The organism is Pseudomonadota bacterium, assembly GCA_023229365.1.
Classification (GTDB): domain Bacteria; phylum Myxococcota_A; class Polyangia; order JAAYKL01; family JAAYKL01; genus JALNZK01.
The window spans coordinates 1-17,185 of the sequence record JALNZK010000046.1; the positions used below are offsets into that span (position 1 = coordinate 1).

Annotated in this window: 28 protein-coding genes; 3 read left to right on the forward strand and 25 right to left on the reverse strand. The window is 39.9% G+C overall.

All coding sequences use genetic code 11. The annotated features are described in order from the left end of the window. Positions 1-70 precede the first annotated feature (70 nt). From M0R80_17415 to M0R80_17430, 4 genes are read right to left on the reverse strand one after another with little or no spacing between them, the layout of a single operon-like run. Positions 71-670: a class I SAM-dependent methyltransferase gene (locus tag M0R80_17415; GenBank protein ID MCK9461412.1), complete on the reverse strand. Its 600-nt coding sequence runs from the start codon at positions 668-670 to the stop codon at positions 71-73. Then, positions 663-1,505: a glycosyltransferase family 2 protein gene (locus tag M0R80_17420; protein MCK9461413.1), complete on the reverse strand. Its 843-nt coding sequence runs from the start codon at positions 1,503-1,505 to the stop codon at positions 663-665. The genes M0R80_17415 and M0R80_17420 overlap by 8 nt, the downstream gene beginning before the upstream one ends. Next, positions 1,480-2,229, reverse strand: a complete 750-nt coding sequence (locus M0R80_17425) for a hypothetical protein (GenBank protein ID MCK9461414.1) — start codon at positions 2,227-2,229, stop codon at positions 1,480-1,482. Before M0R80_17425 ends, M0R80_17420 begins: the two co-directional genes overlap by 26 nt. An 8-nt stretch (positions 2,230-2,237) precedes the next feature. After that, complete coding sequence (locus M0R80_17430; GenBank protein ID MCK9461415.1) at positions 2,238-3,128, reverse strand: hypothetical protein; 891 nt, start codon at positions 3,126-3,128, stop codon at positions 2,238-2,240. A gap of 359 nt (positions 3,129-3,487) precedes the next feature. On the opposite strand from M0R80_17430, the gene M0R80_17435 reads away from it, so the two are divergent. Then, a complete protein-coding gene (locus M0R80_17435; protein MCK9461416.1) occupies positions 3,488-3,739 on the forward strand; it encodes an HNH endonuclease in 252 nt (83 codons plus the stop codon). Here the strand turns inward: M0R80_17435 and M0R80_17440 are convergent. The 13 genes from M0R80_17440 to M0R80_17500 all read right to left on the reverse strand — a co-directional run bounded on the left by M0R80_17440 (position 3,732) and on the right by M0R80_17500 (position 13,143). Continuing rightward, positions 3,732-4,178 carry a hypothetical protein gene (locus M0R80_17440; protein ID MCK9461417.1) on the reverse strand — a complete coding sequence of 149 codons (447 nt, stop codon included), beginning with the start codon at positions 4,176-4,178 and terminating at the stop codon, positions 3,732-3,734. The two genes, M0R80_17435 and M0R80_17440, sit on opposite strands and share 8 nt — an antisense overlap. A gap of 9 nt (positions 4,179-4,187) precedes the next feature. After that, on the reverse strand, positions 4,188-4,664 hold the full coding sequence (locus M0R80_17445; protein MCK9461418.1) for a hypothetical protein: 477 nt from the start codon (positions 4,662-4,664) through the stop codon (positions 4,188-4,190). A gap of 116 nt (positions 4,665-4,780) precedes the next feature. Next, a complete protein-coding gene (locus tag M0R80_17450; GenBank protein ID MCK9461419.1) occupies positions 4,781-5,158 on the reverse strand; it encodes a hypothetical protein in 378 nt (125 codons plus the stop codon). After that, on the reverse strand, positions 5,158-5,376 hold the full coding sequence (locus M0R80_17455) for a hypothetical protein (GenBank protein MCK9461420.1): 219 nt from the start codon (positions 5,374-5,376) through the stop codon (positions 5,158-5,160). Before M0R80_17455 ends, M0R80_17450 begins: the two co-directional genes overlap by 1 nt. A 29-nt stretch (positions 5,377-5,405) precedes the next feature. Continuing rightward, positions 5,406-6,239, reverse strand: a complete 834-nt coding sequence (locus tag M0R80_17460) for a N4-gp56 family major capsid protein (protein ID MCK9461421.1) — start codon at positions 6,237-6,239, stop codon at positions 5,406-5,408. 15 nt (positions 6,240-6,254) lie between these two features. Continuing rightward, the gene (locus M0R80_17465; GenBank protein ID MCK9461422.1) at positions 6,255-7,019 is read right to left on the reverse strand and encodes a hypothetical protein; all 765 of its coding nucleotides are present in this window, start codon (positions 7,017-7,019) and stop codon (positions 6,255-6,257) included. Positions 7,020-7,136: 117 nt separating this feature from the next. Then, entirely contained in the window at positions 7,137-7,292 is a 156-nt protein-coding gene (locus tag M0R80_17470) for a hypothetical protein (protein ID MCK9461423.1), read from the reverse strand. Then, a complete protein-coding gene (locus M0R80_17475; GenBank protein ID MCK9461424.1) occupies positions 7,293-7,595 on the reverse strand; it encodes a hypothetical protein in 303 nt (100 codons plus the stop codon). Next, positions 7,588-9,630 (reverse strand): hypothetical protein, encoded by a 2,043-nt coding sequence (locus M0R80_17480; GenBank protein ID MCK9461425.1) that lies wholly within the window; start codon positions 9,628-9,630, stop codon positions 7,588-7,590. The genes M0R80_17475 and M0R80_17480 overlap by 8 nt, the downstream gene beginning before the upstream one ends. 77 nt (positions 9,631-9,707) lie before the next feature. Continuing rightward, complete coding sequence (locus tag M0R80_17485; GenBank protein ID MCK9461426.1) at positions 9,708-10,175, reverse strand: AP2 domain-containing protein; 468 nt, start codon at positions 10,173-10,175, stop codon at positions 9,708-9,710. A gap of 557 nt (positions 10,176-10,732) precedes the next feature. Next, complete coding sequence (locus tag M0R80_17490) at positions 10,733-12,028, reverse strand: hypothetical protein (protein MCK9461427.1); 1,296 nt, start codon at positions 12,026-12,028, stop codon at positions 10,733-10,735. Then, complete coding sequence (locus M0R80_17495; GenBank protein ID MCK9461428.1) at positions 12,018-12,437, reverse strand: terminase small subunit; 420 nt, start codon at positions 12,435-12,437, stop codon at positions 12,018-12,020. Before M0R80_17495 ends, M0R80_17490 begins: the two co-directional genes overlap by 11 nt. 385 nt (positions 12,438-12,822) lie before the next feature. Beyond that, on the reverse strand, positions 12,823-13,143 hold the full coding sequence (locus M0R80_17500) for a DUF1064 domain-containing protein (GenBank protein ID MCK9461429.1): 321 nt from the start codon (positions 13,141-13,143) through the stop codon (positions 12,823-12,825). Positions 13,144-13,305: 162 nt separating this feature from the next. Here M0R80_17500 and M0R80_17505 point away from each other — a divergent pair, with 162 nt between their 5' ends. Then, a complete protein-coding gene (locus M0R80_17505; protein ID MCK9461430.1) occupies positions 13,306-13,500 on the forward strand; it encodes a hypothetical protein in 195 nt (64 codons plus the stop codon). Then, positions 13,500-14,060, forward strand: a complete 561-nt coding sequence (locus M0R80_17510; protein MCK9461431.1) for a phage tail tip lysozyme — start codon at positions 13,500-13,502, stop codon at positions 14,058-14,060. Before M0R80_17505 ends, M0R80_17510 begins: the two co-directional genes overlap by 1 nt. A 274-nt stretch (positions 14,061-14,334) precedes the next feature. Here M0R80_17510 and M0R80_17515 read toward each other — a convergent pair whose 3' ends face one another. From M0R80_17515 to M0R80_17550, 8 genes are all read right to left on the reverse strand, one after another. Further along, positions 14,335-14,667, reverse strand: a complete 333-nt coding sequence (locus M0R80_17515; GenBank protein ID MCK9461432.1) for a hypothetical protein — start codon at positions 14,665-14,667, stop codon at positions 14,335-14,337. After that, a complete protein-coding gene (locus tag M0R80_17520; GenBank protein MCK9461433.1) occupies positions 14,639-14,800 on the reverse strand; it encodes a hypothetical protein in 162 nt (53 codons plus the stop codon). Before M0R80_17520 ends, M0R80_17515 begins: the two co-directional genes overlap by 29 nt. A gap of 116 nt (positions 14,801-14,916) precedes the next feature. Then, positions 14,917-15,300, reverse strand: a complete 384-nt coding sequence (locus M0R80_17525) for a hypothetical protein (GenBank protein ID MCK9461434.1) — start codon at positions 15,298-15,300, stop codon at positions 14,917-14,919. After that, a complete protein-coding gene (locus M0R80_17530; GenBank protein ID MCK9461435.1) occupies positions 15,287-15,739 on the reverse strand; it encodes a hypothetical protein in 453 nt (150 codons plus the stop codon). Before M0R80_17530 ends, M0R80_17525 begins: the two co-directional genes overlap by 14 nt. Then, positions 15,729-16,247: a Rad52/Rad22 family DNA repair protein gene (locus M0R80_17535; protein MCK9461436.1), complete on the reverse strand. Its 519-nt coding sequence runs from the start codon at positions 16,245-16,247 to the stop codon at positions 15,729-15,731. The genes M0R80_17530 and M0R80_17535 overlap by 11 nt, the downstream gene beginning before the upstream one ends. Then, positions 16,248-16,400, reverse strand: coding sequence for a hypothetical protein (locus M0R80_17540; GenBank protein ID MCK9461437.1), 153 nt, complete (start codon positions 16,398-16,400; stop codon positions 16,248-16,250). It lies immediately after the preceding gene. Positions 16,401-16,574: 174 nt separating this feature from the next. Further along, positions 16,575-16,946 carry a hypothetical protein gene (locus tag M0R80_17545; protein MCK9461438.1) on the reverse strand — a complete coding sequence of 124 codons (372 nt, stop codon included), beginning with the start codon at positions 16,944-16,946 and terminating at the stop codon, positions 16,575-16,577. Next, the gene (locus tag M0R80_17550) at positions 16,943-17,131 is read right to left on the reverse strand and encodes a hypothetical protein (protein ID MCK9461439.1); all 189 of its coding nucleotides are present in this window, start codon (positions 17,129-17,131) and stop codon (positions 16,943-16,945) included. Before M0R80_17550 ends, M0R80_17545 begins: the two co-directional genes overlap by 4 nt. Between the last annotated feature and the right edge of the window lie 54 nt (positions 17,132-17,185).

Genomic DNA, 17,185 nt, shown 5'->3' on the forward strand with positions numbered 1-17,185 from the left:
CACTGATTGAGGTATTTATAATCGCTATCATCTACGATTGCCTGCCTGCCTTTTGTAAGTTCTATTATCTTCATTTCTGCACCCAAAAATATGAAGGGCATCGGTCGCCCTCTGACGTTACAAACCAAGTCTTAATGTCGTGAGCTTTTGTCCAAGCGTCTACGACATAATCAACGTCTGTCCGCTCATAGCCTACGTTGTTATGCGTGTAGTCGTGTCCCATAATAAGTCCACCGACTTTGACCTTTTTACTCCACTCACTAATATCGTTAGCACAGTTTATAAAGTTGTGATTTCCATCTATATATACAAAATCCAAAGATTCGTCTTCAAACTCACGAACAGCATCCATTGAGTAGGCTTTGATGATTTTACACCTACCCTCAAGGCGTTCTCTGGCTCGTTTTTCGTACTCGGTGATATGGTCGCCCATATTCTCTCGGTAGCCTTCGTAGGGTTCCCAGCAATCAACTACGGTAAGGTCTAAATCTGGGATTTTTCTTAAAAGACAATCAGCGAACCTACCTTGTTCGGTTCCGATCTCCACACCGACTTTAAGCCCCATTTCAGCCATTAAGCATGGCAAGGCTTTCCATCTTGAAACCTTTATGAAGTGAGGACTTTCGCCTTTACACTTAAATTTATCTAATAAAAACTTCTCTCTATCCAAGGTAGTCCTCCCAATCCTCAGGCCAATTCGGGATTGGCATAAACTGAGGTATCTTCTTTAGGTAAACATCTCGGTGTTCATTAACAAAAAAGTTGTACGAGTAAGCTATTGAGTCTTTTACTTCCGCCCAGTTAAGGTCGTACATTCTTCCGTGCTTCTTCCCTTTGTGTAAATGACAGTAAAAAGTATTCTTATTGGTCATCACCTTTCCACCATCAGCCCAAACCTTACAAACGATTTCTTCGCTTTCTTGAGCAAATCCGCCATATCCATCGGTCTGCATTAGCCCAAGTTTGTTGTAGTAGTCTTTAGTTAAAAAGTAGCAAGAACCTTGAAAAGCCATTGTTTCGTCGATAGGAATGTCAATTCGTTCTTTTGTTCGTTCTTCCCATCTGAAAGACTTTAGTTGTCCTTTTTTCCACGCTTGCCACATCGGGTATTCGTAATCTACTGGCGGTCTGTCGTCTTCTTCTACTTTCCAATTTTCAGCGTCTAGCCTTAGTCTGCGTGGTATTTGAACCCAGTTAGGTTGGTGGTCTCTTATCAAAATTTCGTCAAACCCTTCACCTACGATACAGTGAGCATCTAGGGTCATTACATATTCACCCTTACATTGAGCTACTGCCATATTGATTAAATGTCTTTTCTGATTGCCAGTAGACGGTTCGGTGTTGATGTAGATAACTCTAGGGTCGTTTATTCTATCTTCTAAAGGTTCAGGGTAGCCATCGGTACAAGCGTAGATTTCTATCTCGCCTGTGGCTTTTTCTAAAACTTCTTCTATTGTTCTTTTAAAGTATTTTTCAGTTTTACCTGGAATTATTACAGTAAGCATTACTCCTCCTAACTAACTCGTTTGTTATTGTCGGGTCATATCCTAAACTCTCAGCCCAAGCACACCACGCTGGCACGTCTTTGACCAAGCATTTTGAGGAATTAAACCCTCTGTTATCGTATATAAATGTCCACCATAAATTGAATCTTGGGTCATCTCCGTAAACTGCATCTCTTATGGTGTAATAGTCTACCCCAGCGAGTTCGCAAGCGTCGTAGAGTTCTTGGCATTGCATCACCTTAAAGGCAATCGCTCTGTTTTCGCTTAACTTAATGATTTCGGCTTCTAAGTTGGTGACTTGTCTTATCGTGATGTTGGCGTTATAGACTTTCGTGTAAAGTTCAATAACTTTTCTGCGATTTTCAGGTTTACCGCCTAGTATCATAAATCTAGTTTGAGATTCGTTTAAAAGTGGATGAGATGGCGTTTCACCTAAGTACTCAGGTTGGAAAACTATATTCTTTCCCATTGCTTCCCATCTGTCGCAGTCACCAGGGTTTACTGTTGACCTGATTATAAGTAGATCTTCTTGGGCTGTTTTGACCACTTCTTCTACAATCGAAGTGTCTAGTTTGCCGTCCTTTAATGGTGTAGGGACACAGACAAACGCCACGTCTGCTTTTTCCTCACATATCAGCCCTTGTGCTGGGTCGTGAATCATGGCATCAGGGAACAGTTCTCTAACTGCTCTCCCGACCCATCCCATACCATAGATTTTAACCATGAATCCTCCTAGCTTACTGTTATTGTCTTTTCTGTTAGATTTCCGCCAACCCATGTGTAATCAGTAGTGACTACCTTGTCTGCAAACATTTCGACCTTCTTGGTAAGGGTTCCCAACACCCATGTGTATTCTGTATTTGTTGGTTTTATCTCTGCTGTTGGAACTTCTCCGCTTTCAGTCAGCGTGACTGGGATAGCTGTACCAGCTGAGTTGACATAAGATACGATCCCACCGCCACCTCCACCACGACTGACAGGTTTGTCTATTAGTTTCTTTAAAAGCTCGTTTGACTTCTTTACAAGTTCCTCGACAGCCTTGTTGTCTGTTTTGTATTCCGGTATTACGATCTTATTAATAGCCGATACAACAGTAGCTATGTCCTTCTGAAGAGGTTTTAAATCAGGCGCTTCTACGTTTATCTTGGTTTCAGGTACATTTACTATAGGAGCCTCGGATATTAGTTTTTGATCCTTTACGAAATCTCCAACAGCATCAATGGCTTCTTTCAGTGCCTTAAACTGTTCAGAATAATCTATCTGCTTGTCCGGTTCAGGTATTTCGATGTTTTCCTTGGGGATGTTTTTAACCTCATCTAGGATGGATGTCATAACCTTGGTCACTTCGGTCAAGTCAGTATTTTTAAGCCCCTTCATCGTCTTATCGAGAGCTTGGATATGAGGGATAACAGCCAGAGAGTCAGGAGTATTTATGGATTCTAATTGGTTTATGACCTCTGTTTGGGTAGTATGACCCTCTAAATAGCGAATAAGCGAAGTAGTAGCACCAAGGATCGTGTCCGAAACAATTTTCTGAGACTTGATTGTCTTGGCATGTCTCTCTTCGGCTATAATCTTTGCGTCTTTATCTTCGTATATTTGTTTTAATTCTTCTAATCCCATATTAGTTTTTCCCTTAGCTTAATTATTGTATTGCCTGTCGTTATATTAGCTGTTATAGTTGTATTATGAATAAACGAAACAGTAAGGGTCAATTCATAAAAGGCGGTAAGCCTCATAATTATATTGGTACAACACGAATATGTGTTGTATGTGGATCGTCGTTTAAGTTAAAAGGTACAGATCGTAGGGTTAATGGTAAATACTGTTCATATTCCTGTTATTGGTCTACTAAGAAAGGTAAAAGTTTTTTTAGTAAAGGTCTGTCTGGTACTAGCAACGGAATGTGGAAGGGTGGATTACCGGAGTGTACTAGGTGCGGGTCTACCTTATCTAGTTACAAGCCCAGAACATCACTATGCATGAAGTGCCGACACGATAATTCTACGTATAAGAATGGTGGTCAGTATAAAACTTGGGCTAGGTTGGTCAAGGAACGTGACAACTTTACATGTCAGTTATGTGGAAAATCTGGTTGTTGGCTAGAGTCAGACCATGTCAAGTCTTGGGCAGTTTATCCTGAACTTAGATTTGACCTAGCCAACGGGCGCACCCTTTGCAGGGATTGTCACCAGAAAACAGATAACTATGCTGGTAGAGTTTTTTTTAATTAACTCCAGTAACTGTGGCCCCTGGGGTAATCGCACGCCAAAGACACACGTACTGTATATTTCCCGATGAGATGTTTGCAGTCGCAACGGTCTCGATTACATTCTGGTTTACGATTTTCTCCGTCAGTACGCTCGATAACTCAATCGAAGCGTCAGGCGTAGCATCGTGCCAGAGTTCATTTGCCTTAATGTCAGTACCCGTAGTCAGTGCGATAAGAGCAGCAGTTGATAGGGCTGTGCCTATCTGTACCGTTCCTCCTGCACCAGCTAAGTCTACTGTACATCGACCAAACAATTTCATAGCCACTGTACCAGTTACCGTAAATAAAGTTAATGGATTTCCCGTTCCATCAAAGTCACCACGAGCATTTGCTGTACCGCCAATGAAAGCGGATGGTGTTGCTGTTGCTTGTTGATAAGTTTCACTAGTTTCTGTATACATAGTTACTCCTTACATCAATGTCGTTAAATATGATACCCATGTATTAGCAGCAGTACAAACACTTGTGATTTCCATGTGTTTACCAGTCGTAACAGCAGCAGTACCACCTACTAGGGTATGACCGTCAGCAGGTGTAATAGTTACAGTCTGGTTACCGTAGTTGTAATATAGCCATCTAAAAGTTGAACCAATGGCCACATCAGTGACCCCAGCTGACATTAATGCTCCTGTTGGGACTGTTAATGTTCCAGCACCAGTCTTTGAGTTATGAGTAACTATGCCTCGCAAAAGTTCAGCAATTGTTGGAGTACCATTTTGAGCATCTATAACTACAATAGTATTTTGGTTTACTGGGTTTAATGTTCTCGTTGGCCCAGTTACGGTTATTCCACCACTCGATACTACTGCACCTGAAAAGGTGTTAGTACCTGAAAAGGTGTTGTTTCCTGTAAGGGTGTTGTCATTTTGTCTTATGAATTTTGGCATTTTGTTCTCTACTTTCTTTTGATTAAGACCTTTGCGTTCTCTTTATTTCAGCATTTGCTTATTAGACGTTTGCCTATAAAGTCAGTGATTGCTTAGGTAGATTTCAATTTAATTTATTAAGATTCGATTGTTACTGCACCAGATACTGCACTGATTAGCCATCCATCTGAACCATCAGCTACTAAGGTAACGTAGCTACCTATTGGTTGATTGGTAAAGATTAAATCCTTGTTTTCGCTAGTTGCAAGGTCTACACCTGAGATTCGGTCGTTTGCGTCTGGACTAATAGTTAGAACTTGTGGATTTGCACCAACTCGGAAAGTTAAAACTGTTCCAACGTCGGTAGCGTGTAACGTAACAACAGGAGTTGCATGGGTGAAGTTTAGAACTTTACCATTGTCATTTATATCAGTTGTTAACGTAGCAGCTGTTATTGTTTCTACTGTTTGGTATCCAAATCCTGATAAGTTGATACCCGTTGCGTCAATTGCCATTATTTACCTTCTTTCTTCGCCTTTAGTTCTACCTCTGGTTCTACAACTAGTGGTTCGACTATTGGCTCTTCTATAGCTTTTGCCTTGGCTACTTTCGCAGCTTCGGCATCAGCTTTGGCCTTCTTGCGGGCTTGTTCTTCGTTGTTAGCTTTGATTCTTTCTAGGGTGATGCGATTTGCATCATCTTCGACTTCTTGTAACCAAGGTGATTTTGCCATGAGATTTCCTTTTCTTTAGTTGTTAATTACTATGCAGTGTGGTGAAGACCAACACAGTTGATTCTATTGCTGTCTACAAAGGCATCGTATCTAATTCTGAATTCGATTAGGTAGCCATTGATACCAGGTGCGTTTGTGTGAACCTTGAACTCTTTTAGTTTTTCAGGAGCGCACATTACGCTTGGGTGAGTGATGATAAGATCGGTGTTTGCAGGCATTCTACCTGAAGGGCAGATAACGACTGAACAACCGTCTACTTGACCTAGGTCACCGGAATTTAACTTAGCTTGACCTGAATCACTATCAAGTACAAATCCGCCTTGTTTAAGGAAGTTGTAGTAAGCTGCGGTCATAACAGCGACACGGCCAGATTCTGGTGCTTCGTGGTCTGTTATGTCAGCGTTGATAGCTGTGAAGTTAGTGTAAGCGTTTGAAGCAGTAGTAGCAGCGTCAGCAACGATGTCGTCACGGTTAGCTACCATACCAGCTGTGTTCAAAGCTGCTAATCTGTAGGTGTCAATTTCAGGAATTAATACGTTCTTTGTAGCTTGTGCTAGGAATTTAGCAGGCTTGCGAATTTCCATAGTGTCCTGATAGTTTGACATATCGATTGTGTTTGTCCAAGAACGATCTCTTGAAAGAGTGAATGTCTGAATGGTGTCTTGTACTTCTGTTGGATTACCATATCTGTTTGCTCCATTAGGAGTGTAGTTGCCCATTGTTGGATCAGTTAGTGTATAAACGCTGATTGCATTTACTCCATCCCAATCCCAGTTGTTGTTGACAATACCGGAAGTCTTAGCCTTAGCAGCTAATAGTTCTGATGTTGCTTTCTCGAACTTATTTGCTAGATTGATTGCCATTGTTTCCTTTTCTCTCTATTCTTTTCCGTATGCTTCTTCGTTGAACGCATCTATGTCTGGGTCACTCTTAGGTGCTTTTGGCGTTCTTGAAGGTGGTGTCAAGGCATTTGCTTTGGATTTAGATTTATCGCCTTCTTGTCTCTTAGCACCGATAGCAGTCAGTTTTTCGATAGAGTTTGCTTTAGTTTTTAATGCTTCGTACAAATCTCCTCGTACATCTGATGGGTTACCCCATGCATCGATTGTTACGCTCAAGGCTTGAAATGTATCAAGCGCTTGGTCTATTTCTGCCTGTATTTCAGGTGATGCATTCCTTAATATCGGAAAGTCATTCATCGCCTTTTCATATTGGTTTTTCAATAAACCTTCGTTTCTTTCGACCTTTGTTTTGTACGCTTCGACTTGTAGTTGTCTGACAGCTAAAGTAGTTTCGTCATCAGCTTCTGCGACATATTCATCGAGTTGCTTTTTGATCCCTGCCTCTTTTAACCTCTTTTCTTGGATACGCTTCTCAGCCATCTCTCGATTATGCTGTTTCTGCGCTTCCTCATCAGACCGTTGCGATTCATCTTCTTCTTCAGATTCTTCCTCAGATGCCTCCTCGGTAGTATCTTCTGATTCTGTTGATTCGTCTTCCTCAGCAGTCTCAGTCTCCTCTTCGGTTTCTTCAGCCTCGTTATCGGACTCTTCCATGTCTTTTAAGTCTTCTAGTGAGACTTCGATTTCCTCTAGGGGAGTTGTTTCTTCGACTTCGCCGGTTTCGGCTATTTCGTCAGCCATGTTATCTCCTTTTTTTTAATTTCTACCTAGTTTAAGGGCGGTGAACCCATCCTCGTAAAGTGAGGTCTTCTTCTGTAAAGGGATACAGATTTCAGCCCTTTTGGGCTGTGATCTATTTCACTTTATAGCGTGTCTATGTGGTGGATGCGTTCCTGCTCCATCACAGGTGACTATTATGCCCCGTTTAACAAAATTGTGGCCATCATTGCCTACTTTGGGTAAATTATCAAGGTTAAGCGTGTATTCCGGTTCTACAATTTCTTCTTCATCCATCTACTTGTTATCTCTTAACAGGTTAGTCAGTCTGTTTTCTATTACTGTTAGCATTATGACTATCCTTTGTTGTGCTATTAACTCGGCTTTTACTTCATAATCATTGGTGAGTTTATCAAGATCCGTATAGTTTATGCGAGATACCTTGTCTATTTCCTTTGCAAACTCTGCTTTCAGCAATTCACCGGCCGGAAGTAATATCTTCCTCTTCTCAGATGCTTCGTGCTTCTTCTCTTGCTTTTCTTCCTTAGACTTTACAAAACTCTGGCTAGTTATCCCTGTGTATAACTTCTCATCAGACATTTGCGCCTCCTCCTATCCTCTTTAGTACTTCAATTATAGTGGCTGGGTCTTCTCCTTGAGCTTCAGCAGATAAGGCGGCAAGTGCTATATTCTCATCTACTCCAAACTCTTTCATTAGAGCGTCTATGTTGGCTTGCATTTCAGGTGTAATGTCTTGGCCTTGGGACATATCTTGCTCTTGTAAAATATCAGGCGCAGTCATCTTAGCCATTTTTGCTTGGTGCATATCGTCAGACTGTTGCATCTTCTGTTGTTTCATAGCGAGGTCTGCTTCCATCAATGGGTCAGGTTGGTTAGTTATAGGCTGTCCTGTTTGTGGGTCAATCTGTGGTTGCCCCATCTGTTGCGCTGCTTCATCTTCTGGGCTTATATCAGTAATAATCTTCTTGTTGTCTGAGGTTAGCTTGATAATCTCGCTCATTAACTCGCCCATATTTAGCTTCTTTTGAGACATCGCTAGTTCTTGGTCTAATTCTGGGTTTGCAGCTTTAAGTTCTGCTACTTTCATAAGTCCTTCTAGTTTGTCGGCATCGTCTTTGGTTTTATCTACATCAGGATCAATCTCAAATTCAAAGGTAGCTCTTACCTTATCCCATACGACATCAAGCTCGTTGCTCATCTCACCGTTCTCATTCTCAGGGAATGGTAGTCCTGCCTTCTTGAGTATCTCTCGCTCATCGTCAGATAGTTTCATAAGATCACTGCCTTGCATGTTAGCAAAATGAGTATTGATCATTGACCTTGCGACTGCTTCGTAGGTTGCGTATAAATTATCTTTGAAGTCTTGGTCATCTACCGAAAGTAAAGCGGCCTGCATTTTAACACCGGCTGGGGTCTTTGATTGAGTTGGATCGCCTGATTCTGCAGCCGTAGCACTTGTGTCGCCTAAAGGTATTAATTGATTAAGTGAAGTTTTGTACATTGATACTCTACCTGGAAGCTGTGCATAAATACCATTCGCTAACTCTTGTCTCACGACTTTAGCACCACCAGTGAACCATATAGCATCTTGCGAATAAACTATTGAGTCTATATCAACATCAGCCTCGTTGCCTTCAATGGCAATAGGAGGTCTTATCCCTACTTGAGTTGCTAGTACGTCAGCTTGTCTCATATAATCTAGTACGTTTTGAGTACCACCGGCGAGCTTTACGATCCCGATTCCGTAAGGGTTTATAAAGTCTTGGTAGCAATATAGATAATGAATAGGAATATCGCCTGTTGGGTCTGGGTTAGTCCATTCTCTGACACACTTGTTGTTCTTGGCTGAGTAAAACATATAAAAAGGAGCTTTGATGCCTCTTTGGAAGGCTACAACAAACTTTATTCCCTTAACGCCTATACCTTTGTCATCTTCTGTCTTCGGGCCATTAGTACCCTTACGCTTCTCTTCAGCGTTAAGTTTGATGATTTCTTCAAGCATCGCAATGTCCCACTTGTTGTATTCGCCTTCTTCTACACCGTCTGCCTTAGCTTGTTTTTTATCCTTTTTAGCCTGTTCGATAATGTTCTTTAACTGCAATTTTGTATAGTAAACTTCCCAAAATATGACATCTGAGTCAGTATCAGATACTTTACCTGGCTCTAGCGATACATCTTGAGGCTGAGCAATAATGAAGTCAGAACCAGTGTAGTCGCCTTTATTAACAAATAGGTTGATGATAGGAACTGAACCATAGATAGCTGATTTTCTTACTGAATCTTTCCACTTACGAGTAAATGGTGCTTGAGAGTTAGCATTTGGTATTATTTCATTGTTCCATTGTAGATTAGCAAGTTCGGCAATCCAGGCTTCATCACGATCGATGGGCTTGACTTTACCGGACAACTTACTTGATACGATTCTTTTGGGTAATTTAAAAAGAGCTGCTGCCAAACTACCGTCATTTACTTCCGGTAGGTTTTCATCTAGCCCGTCTATTAGATCATTATTGGCAAGACGTTCATAAGTAGGATAGTCTTCCTGCCAAATTGTTTGTTCTAGCTTGCTTTCGTCATATATGCTTTTGATTTCGTCTTTAGGGATAAACGCCATTGCAATGCTCCTTATTTAAAAAGCATCCTGTGTGCGATGACCATTCATATGCTTATGACATTATATCACGTTACTAATTATCCTGCAAACTCCCCGAATAATTCTTTGGCTTTATGGTTATATGCCATCGCCGCTTCTTCGGGAGTATCAAATGAACCAAGATAATAGTTTTCTCCGTTATTCATTATCTGTGCCTGCCACTTTCTATCACGTTTATGCCAGCCGACGCCCTTAAACCCCGATATGTTGTCCGTGTGGACATTTACGTTCATTCTATTCTGGCTACGACTACAACTTCTAAGGTTTGATTTTCTATTATCTAATCTGTCCATACTTATATGGTCAGTATCCATCCCATCAGGAGTATTGTTAATGACTCTGTGCATGTGAATAGCGTGTCTCTTACCTTCTTTCCATCTGCTGTTGCGGATTGCATATCCATTGTTGAAGTACCACTTAAACTGACTGAGATAATCAAAATCATCGTCGTCGACTAGGGCAAACATATTAGGGTGTTTCGGTGTGCTTACATCTATTTTTTTCATCCTTCTCCTTATAACAAAAGCACCTCCGATTACAGCAGAGATGCTTTTATAAACATGTTCGGTAACGCTGTAATCATTACATGCCTATTGTATCATAATAATTATCTTATTTCAAGCTCCATTACATTCCATTTACTATGGAATAAATATTCTGCCGGTACATCTCTGTAGCCCTCCCACACCTCAATGGATTTGCTGAGATGCTTGTATTGCTTCTGGGTGATGATTAGTTTACTTGGTAGATCTGCGTACTTCCTCACTATCCTATTTATTTTGTATCGCAAAAACCATACTGACTCGCTTGTTACATCTAGGGTCATTACACGCTCCATCTCTTTAAAATTCGTATTCGTTCCTTGTCGTCAATCTTGATCTCTAGTGTTACCTTCTTCGTGCTTCCATTGGTTAGTATTGCCATCGCCTCGATTATGTCTTTGAACAGTGATTCCCTTTCAGAGAAGATAGATTGCTCATACTCTACTTTCGTTGAGATGACTGTGCTGTCGTGATAGGTTTCTCTTGTAATGATGCTTCCGTAATTCATAGCTTTCCCTCTATTAAACATGGAATTTTAACTTCTTAGCCTTTGGTCTTGGTTCTTTATCCGGCGCTAGATCCTTATAACTTAACGCCAAATATCTAAAACCGTCAGCGCCATGACTAGCCCAATCGTGCTTTGCGTAATTTCTGAATACCTTGTTCTTTTCATCAAAGTCCTTAGTGTAATTCTTGAGCGCTTCCGTACCCTTAAAGCACTTCTTCTCATCGAACCAACAACGAGATAGCAAGTTTCTAACTGAGTTTATACCATCCTCTACCGATTGGGCTGGTATTATCTCAACCTTTAGACCATGAGTAAGTGCTGTTTCTTGCCTAGTCTTACCTGTCCCTAGCTCTCTTGCAGCGCCATCATGAGGCCAGTAGTGTCTGTTATATGAGTACCCCTTGTTATTGACTATATTCGCATAAAATGGAATTCCCTCGCCATTGTTCTCATAGTAATCAATAATATGTATTTCCTTGCCGACTATCTGGTAAAACCATATTGTCATTGAGTCATCTACACCAAGATCCCATGCAGTAGTAACTGGAACTGCTGAGTCATAAGGGACAGAGCAAATCCTACCATCATCTTCTACTCTCTTCATGTGAGTAGCATAATAAGCTCCCATGACAGGAGCATCGAAGCTAGTCATAAACTCTTGGTCGAATAAATGGTAGTCTCCATACAACTCAAAGTATTCTTCTCGTATCTTGTCTAGTTCTTCTTTTGAGAATACATCGCAGTCTAGGGCATTTAAGTGTTCGGTAAACCAATCAGGGCTGTTCTTACCGTTATCTAGGAGCTTCTTGGCATGGTTATTTCCACGAGGTGTACCATTAAACCAAGCAAAGCCTTTGTTTTCTGCTAGAATAGGCCATAAGTAACCCCATACCATTGGATCTATAAGTGGATACTCAGAGAATACTACACCGGCAGGATTAGAACCGACTACTCTGTCTATGTTCGAAGCACCGACTATCTGTATCGTAGAACCGTTTATTAGTTCTATTAGCATATCAGTGCTATTCTTTCGAACCACTAAGCTCTTTGGGGCGTGGTCTATAGTTCTAAACCCATCATTATCTATATTATCCCATAGAGCTTTCTTCCCTTGTGCATATTCTGGGAATATATAAAAATAGTTTCCTGTACGCTCTACTGCCTTTTGAACGAGTTTATTATAAAAGGTTTTATCTTTACCATGTCTTCTAGGCCATATAACAAAGAGTCGTTTATAAGTATCAGCAGCATTCCAAAATGGTAACTGATAACCTCTAGGTCTAAATAAGTGAGGTAGCTTAATCTCCACTGGTGAATCGCTCTATCTTTATAGTTACTTCACCCGTTTGTTCTACTTCCGATCTCTCGCTATAGCCTTCATCTTTTCCTAGTGTCTTTGTGATATGCTTAGCTACATCTGTTTGTATTCTGAGCAAGTCTGTTATCACTTTTCCTTCATCGTTTTCAGTAGAATATGTTAGGGCTTTATCTAGCACTCTCTCGGCTTTCCCTAGCATTCCAAGCCTTCTAAGTTTTTCTAAGAACCATTCTGCTGTAGTAATCTGTGCTGCATACTCTTTATCGTATCCTGCCTTTATAGCAGATTGCAAGCCATTACCAAAGTATTCAGTTCCGGGTTTAATATATAAATCCCAACACATCTTCTGCCTTGGGTCTAAAACATACTGATTAGCTCCATTTGGGTTGGTCTTTGCCATTAGTATTTTACCTTCTTCATTTCATCGCACTCAGTGCAATATAGTTTAGTAGTGTTTCTAATTATTCCAGTTCCGGCTGGCATCTCTAAATGTTCTACTGGTATCCAGTTATGATAACAGCTTACTGGTCTTTCATCATGTAATAGGTTTTCGTCATTCATCTTCCAAGTCTCCAAAGTAATTCATAATAATAATATCTGATCGCTAATTTAATTGCTTGTATCATTATACTCCGATCCTTCATCAAACCTAATGATTGATGTCTGCCCGGTGTACCCTGCACTTACTAACCATCCTAGCCGTGGTATCTCTCTTATAAGGGAATAATAACCACGTTTTAGAAATATGCTGCCTTCTTTGTTCATCCTTGGCTTTTCTAGTAGTATCATACTGCCTCTATATTTATGTTAAATAATGCGTCAATTATCTTTTTCTTAATTCTAAACATAGCATACGCTTGTCCTTTGCGCATACCCTTTATATCTATATGAGAGATCGTGTCGTCTTTGTTCAATACCTCAAAGTCCAGGATGTATTTGAAACACTTCTTACCATTTATGATTGCCTCGAAAGGTACTTGCCTGTTATACCCGTGTATCCTTCCGGCCTGTTGTTCACTATCTAAGTACATAGCGAATTCGGCTTCCTTCTTACTATCAAAAGTAATGCCATTGTATATCGTTTTTTTAGCGTTGTATTTGTTCACGACACCCTCTATTTGTTACTTACAATTATACTATAAATAAGCCAATAATGCAAACCTTTTTATGCGTACTTATCCACAGCATTAAATAAATCTTATTGACAATTTATTTAAACAGGTTTATACTGTTAGTCAGATACTAGTTATCAAAACTAAGGAGGGGAGGTGAAACAAATGAAAACAGAAAATATTAAAATTCAAATCAAGGCAACAGTTCGAGTAGCGTTAGCACTTGTAATGATTGCAGGGGCGTTAGACTTAGTAGGTTATATCAATCTACCAGAAATCGGGCAGATGGTTTGTGGTGGAGTAATTGGGGTATATGCGATTGCAGACCTCATTAAAGGAAACTTAAAATAATGGAAAAAGCATACGCAATTATTGTGGTCTTGGTAATCGGGGGGTTGTTCTACCAAAGAATAGAACAGCCTCAGCCGATAATAGTTCAAGAACCGATTGCCGTAGCACAAGAAGTAGTAATTGAAAAATGGGCGGTAACAACTTCACCGCATTCAGCAGTAAGCGTTGAGAAAATCAACGAAGTTATTGGGATATTACAAGCAAATGGGCTTACAAAACAGGGTACAGCTTACTTGACAGGAAACTTCATAGCCGAAAGCCATCTAATCCCTTGTGGGAATTATGGAGATGGCGGACTAGCTCAAGGTTTAGCACAATGGCATCCAGGCAGACGATACGATATGCCTTGTGGACTTGTTGAACAGATAGAATGGGCGTTAAATGTTGAAATGCCGAGAGATGCAAAGGGTATGGGCTATACGAACCTATCGGAAACCTTAAAAGACCCGTCAGCAACGCCTGAGAGCCTTCTAGTAGGTATTCAGAAGTATGAGAGATACGGAATAGCAGGAAATAGAAGGTGGTATGGAGAAGAGATATTAAAGCAGTTGGGAGCATAATATGAGAGACGAGCCAAAACAAGACTATATAATCGCTAATACAGGGAAGAATAAGGTTAGACAATATAGCCTGAGAAAGTTCAAGGAAAAGTGCGATGAAGAGGGCAATACATATTCAGATATAATCTTCGATCTAATAGATGGATATAACTCAAAAAAGTAAACAAAATAAAGACGACTGCCGGAGGGTACAAGCAGTCGTCTTTTTATATAAATGTCGTAGAGTGAGGCAAAACAAAGTTCTGTTCTCCACGACAACTACATTCTATCATATTTACTTGTGTTTTTCAAGCCGATGTCTCTCAGGTGTCATTAGTTCTATGTTATCTTTATCAAAGACTAATTCGGGGTTTGTAGACCGTTTCTTTATATGATCTAAATCAGGGTTTTTGACCCACTCTCCTAATTTAGTAACAAAATACCCTTCATGGTTCTTCTTGTCTTTTAGGTATTTGCTTCTAAAGTTTTTCCATTGTTTGGTCTTCTTCCCTGCACTTATCTTTTTATGTGTTTTAATAGCACAAAAGAAGCATTTGTTTTGTAATGTACTTGTTACCTTGATCTCTTTATCGCAAACCTTACACTTGCGGACTTTGAATAGTCTCATACTTTTCTCGTTTCTCAACATCCCTTGCATTGGCTCTTATTAACTTTATTATAGCACCAATAGGAAGATCAGAAAGATTCACAAACTTTATTTTTTGTTTCACTTTTGGCATACATTTTTTCTTTCCCAGCATCTGTCATCTATTCTAACCCACATTTCGTGTGAGAACTCTTTGTTATGTTTGCACGCTTTATTGTCGCTATCAGTCTTAAAATCACAATGTGCGCATTCGTATTTTTTTACTTCCATTTATTCCTCCGGCAGTTTGCTTTTAACTGCTAATATTGCTCTTTCCATTTGCTCAATATAGACTTGCTCGTGTCCTACCCTGTCGTTATCTTCAACACCTTTCACGAGCTTGGCATACATCCAAATTGCATTGCGTAATCTAAGGCTTGGCTTTTTAAACTTAGTACCTTCAATGTCTGCATCTTGTTCTGGCACATCATCAAACTTTATTTCGTTCTCTTTAAATAATACCCAACCCATAGTGTTAAAAAACTTAGTCATTAACAGAGCTACTTCCTCGCCACTAATCTCTTTAGTAACAAAGGTTAGGCTTACGCTTTTGTCTTTACGAGGGGTTACTTTATCAAGATGTGCAGGAACTTGAAATATGTTACTCTGTTCCATTTTCTTGCCCAACCTTTTTCACAATTACACTTATGTAATCTGTTTCGGTTTTCTCAACACCAGCAAGTTCAATCTTATCAAACAAGGTTTTAACCTCTGGCTTAACATCAATCATAGTGTATTCTTTGTCTAGCTTTTTCAACACTAGGTCGCTTATCAGCAGGGCTTTATCAATAATGCTGTATTTAGTTGTAAACTTCCTGCTTATAGTTGCGTCTGGGGTCTTCCATTGTGTTAAGTTATCCTTGCGTAATTCTTCTAATATCTCGTTTTGTACTTCGTCTATCTTGCCGAGCATATTTTTATAAAGAGTAGTTTCTGCTTCAATAGTTGTTTCAAACTCGGATCGTTTGGTGTCTATTTCTTCTTTTACGCTATCTTTCATGCGTCTTAGATCTGCTAATATACAGGTCTTCTTATTTAACTCATTAATTTCCATTAGTGTTTTCCTCCTTTTTAATAGTTGGTAATGCCCATTTTGGTAGTTCTGGTGTCTTCCAATAACCTATAACACCAGAACTTTTATCGTTTATATAATTTACAAAACCAGTGGCAGGGCTTTTGGTTGGTTGAATATCTACAAAGGTTGCTTCTAGGTTGTATAAGTATCTTCCAATACCCCATTGAACACCTGCTCGTTTCATACTGCTAGAAAAACCACCCTTAACTGACTCTATATTGGTTTCCTCTGCACCATCATACTTAGTAACCCACTCCTTATCTGTCTTTATGGAGATACCACATTTGACACCTTTAGAACCCCAAGGTTCAAACTCGTTCTTCCAGTTCTCTTGTCCGCATACCTCATCTAGGCGCTCCATTATGGCTCGGTTCGTTACATAAGCCAGTACCATACCCCACATTTTTTCGCCACTCTTACCGGCTCGTTGTATTCGCCACTCTATATCAAAAGGGCTGAACTTATCTTTTAGTTTTTCTAATTCCATTTACCCCTCCTGTCGCAATAATTTCATAGCATCGTTTTCTAGTTTTTTAATTACTTTATTGTAGAATAGTCTTTGATCCTTCTCGCCATTTATGCCCATCTGTTTCCCTCGCATTTCTATAACTTTTTTCAATCGTTGTGATGCGCTTTTCATTTCCTAGCCCTCCTGTTGCCATTTTTTAGTTAATGCTTTACCCTGTGGTGTTTGTAATATAACCGCCCTCTCGGTTTCCGTTGAGTTTTCCAACTCTTCTACCATGTAGTCTTCAAATCCCATATTGCCTCCTTATGGTTTTTTAATATTAATTAAATTATATGCTATAAGACATTAAATGTCAAGCATTTTGTGGGATAAAATATCGTTATTGTATTTGATTATGTCTTTTCTCTTTACTAGATAATGTCCGGTGCTATCTACTGTTGATTTTATTCTGCCGGACTTTATTATTCTCCAAATTTGTCTGTAGCTTTTAATCGGATTTACCCCTCCTCTTGTAAGTATTAGTTTCTGCTCTACTATCTGCTTTGGCGTTAATAGATCTTTGGACTTTGGCATTGTGGCATAAGCGTATGTTTGGTACTCTGATTCTTTCCATACCTTACCGCAAACCAAACAAATCACTTCATCGCCACGATCCGTTACTTTTGGTTTGTGCTCGCAAGTTCCTGGATATTGATATTCTACTCCATTTACTATCACAGTAATCCTCCTTCCTCGTAAGTAATTATGGTTCTATTTTTTAAGCCTCTATCGGTAAAAACCACATATCCCAACCCTTTGTATTCGTTATCTACCAAATAATCTCCTGCTGGCAAGAAGATCCCTCTTTCGTATTCATTCCCCTTTGCTTGTCTTAATCTTGGTTTTAACATTCTTACTTTCATTCTTCCTCCCTTATCTTATAGTCAAACATAGATTTTATGGTATCCCGTTCCCAA

Coding starts and splice junctions, on each gene's coding strand:
- M0R80_17420 (MCK9461413.1), bottom strand. CDS start 1,505: ATGCTTACTGTAATAATTCCAGGTAAAACTGAAAAATACTTTAAAAGA.
- M0R80_17455 (MCK9461420.1), bottom strand. CDS start 5,376: ATGGCAAAATCACCTTGGTTACAAGAAGTCGAAGATGATGCAAATCGC.
- M0R80_17435 (MCK9461416.1), top strand. CDS start 3,488: ATGAAGTGCCGACACGATAATTCTACGTATAAGAATGGTGGTCAGTAT.
- M0R80_17475 (MCK9461424.1), bottom strand. CDS start 7,595: ATGTCTGATGAGAAGTTATACACAGGGATAACTAGCCAGAGTTTTGTA.
- M0R80_17510 (MCK9461431.1), top strand. CDS start 13,500: ATGGAAAAAGCATACGCAATTATTGTGGTCTTGGTAATCGGGGGGTTG.
- M0R80_17535 (MCK9461436.1), bottom strand. CDS start 16,247: ATGGAATTAGAAAAACTAAAAGATAAGTTCAGCCCTTTTGATATAGAG.
- M0R80_17445 (MCK9461418.1), bottom strand. CDS start 4,664: ATGCCAAAATTCATAAGACAAAATGACAACACCCTTACAGGAAACAAC.
- M0R80_17465 (MCK9461422.1), bottom strand. CDS start 7,019: ATGGCTGACGAAATAGCCGAAACCGGCGAAGTCGAAGAAACAACTCCC.
- M0R80_17425 (MCK9461414.1), bottom strand. CDS start 2,229: ATGGTTAAAATCTATGGTATGGGATGGGTCGGGAGAGCAGTTAGAGAA.
- M0R80_17515 (MCK9461432.1), bottom strand. CDS start 14,667: ATGAGACTATTCAAAGTCCGCAAGTGTAAGGTTTGCGATAAAGAGATC.
- M0R80_17460 (MCK9461421.1), bottom strand. CDS start 6,239: ATGGCAATCAATCTAGCAAATAAGTTCGAGAAAGCAACATCAGAACTA.
- M0R80_17485 (MCK9461426.1), bottom strand. CDS start 10,175: ATGAAAAAAATAGATGTAAGCACACCGAAACACCCTAATATGTTTGCC.
- M0R80_17530 (MCK9461435.1), bottom strand. CDS start 15,739: ATGGAAATTAATGAGTTAAATAAGAAGACCTGTATATTAGCAGATCTA.
- M0R80_17440 (MCK9461417.1), bottom strand. CDS start 4,178: ATGTATACAGAAACTAGTGAAACTTATCAACAAGCAACAGCAACACCA.
- M0R80_17540 (MCK9461437.1), bottom strand. CDS start 16,400: ATGAAAAGCGCATCACAACGATTGAAAAAAGTTATAGAAATGCGAGGG.
- M0R80_17450 (MCK9461419.1), bottom strand. CDS start 5,158: ATGGCAATTGACGCAACGGGTATCAACTTATCAGGATTTGGATACCAA.
- M0R80_17480 (MCK9461425.1), bottom strand. CDS start 9,630: ATGGCGTTTATCCCTAAAGACGAAATCAAAAGCATATATGACGAAAGC.
- M0R80_17525 (MCK9461434.1), bottom strand. CDS start 15,300: ATGGAACAGAGTAACATATTTCAAGTTCCTGCACATCTTGATAAAGTA.
- M0R80_17470 (MCK9461423.1), bottom strand. CDS start 7,292: ATGGATGAAGAAGAAATTGTAGAACCGGAATACACGCTTAACCTTGAT.
- M0R80_17550 (MCK9461439.1), bottom strand. CDS start 17,131: ATGAAAGTAAGAATGTTAAAACCAAGATTAAGACAAGCAAAGGGGAAT.
- M0R80_17520 (MCK9461433.1), bottom strand. CDS start 14,800: ATGCTGGGAAAGAAAAAATGTATGCCAAAAGTGAAACAAAAAATAAAG.
- M0R80_17495 (MCK9461428.1), bottom strand. CDS start 12,437: ATGGCAAAGACCAACCCAAATGGAGCTAATCAGTATGTTTTAGACCCA.
- M0R80_17430 (MCK9461415.1), bottom strand. CDS start 3,128: ATGGGATTAGAAGAATTAAAACAAATATACGAAGATAAAGACGCAAAG.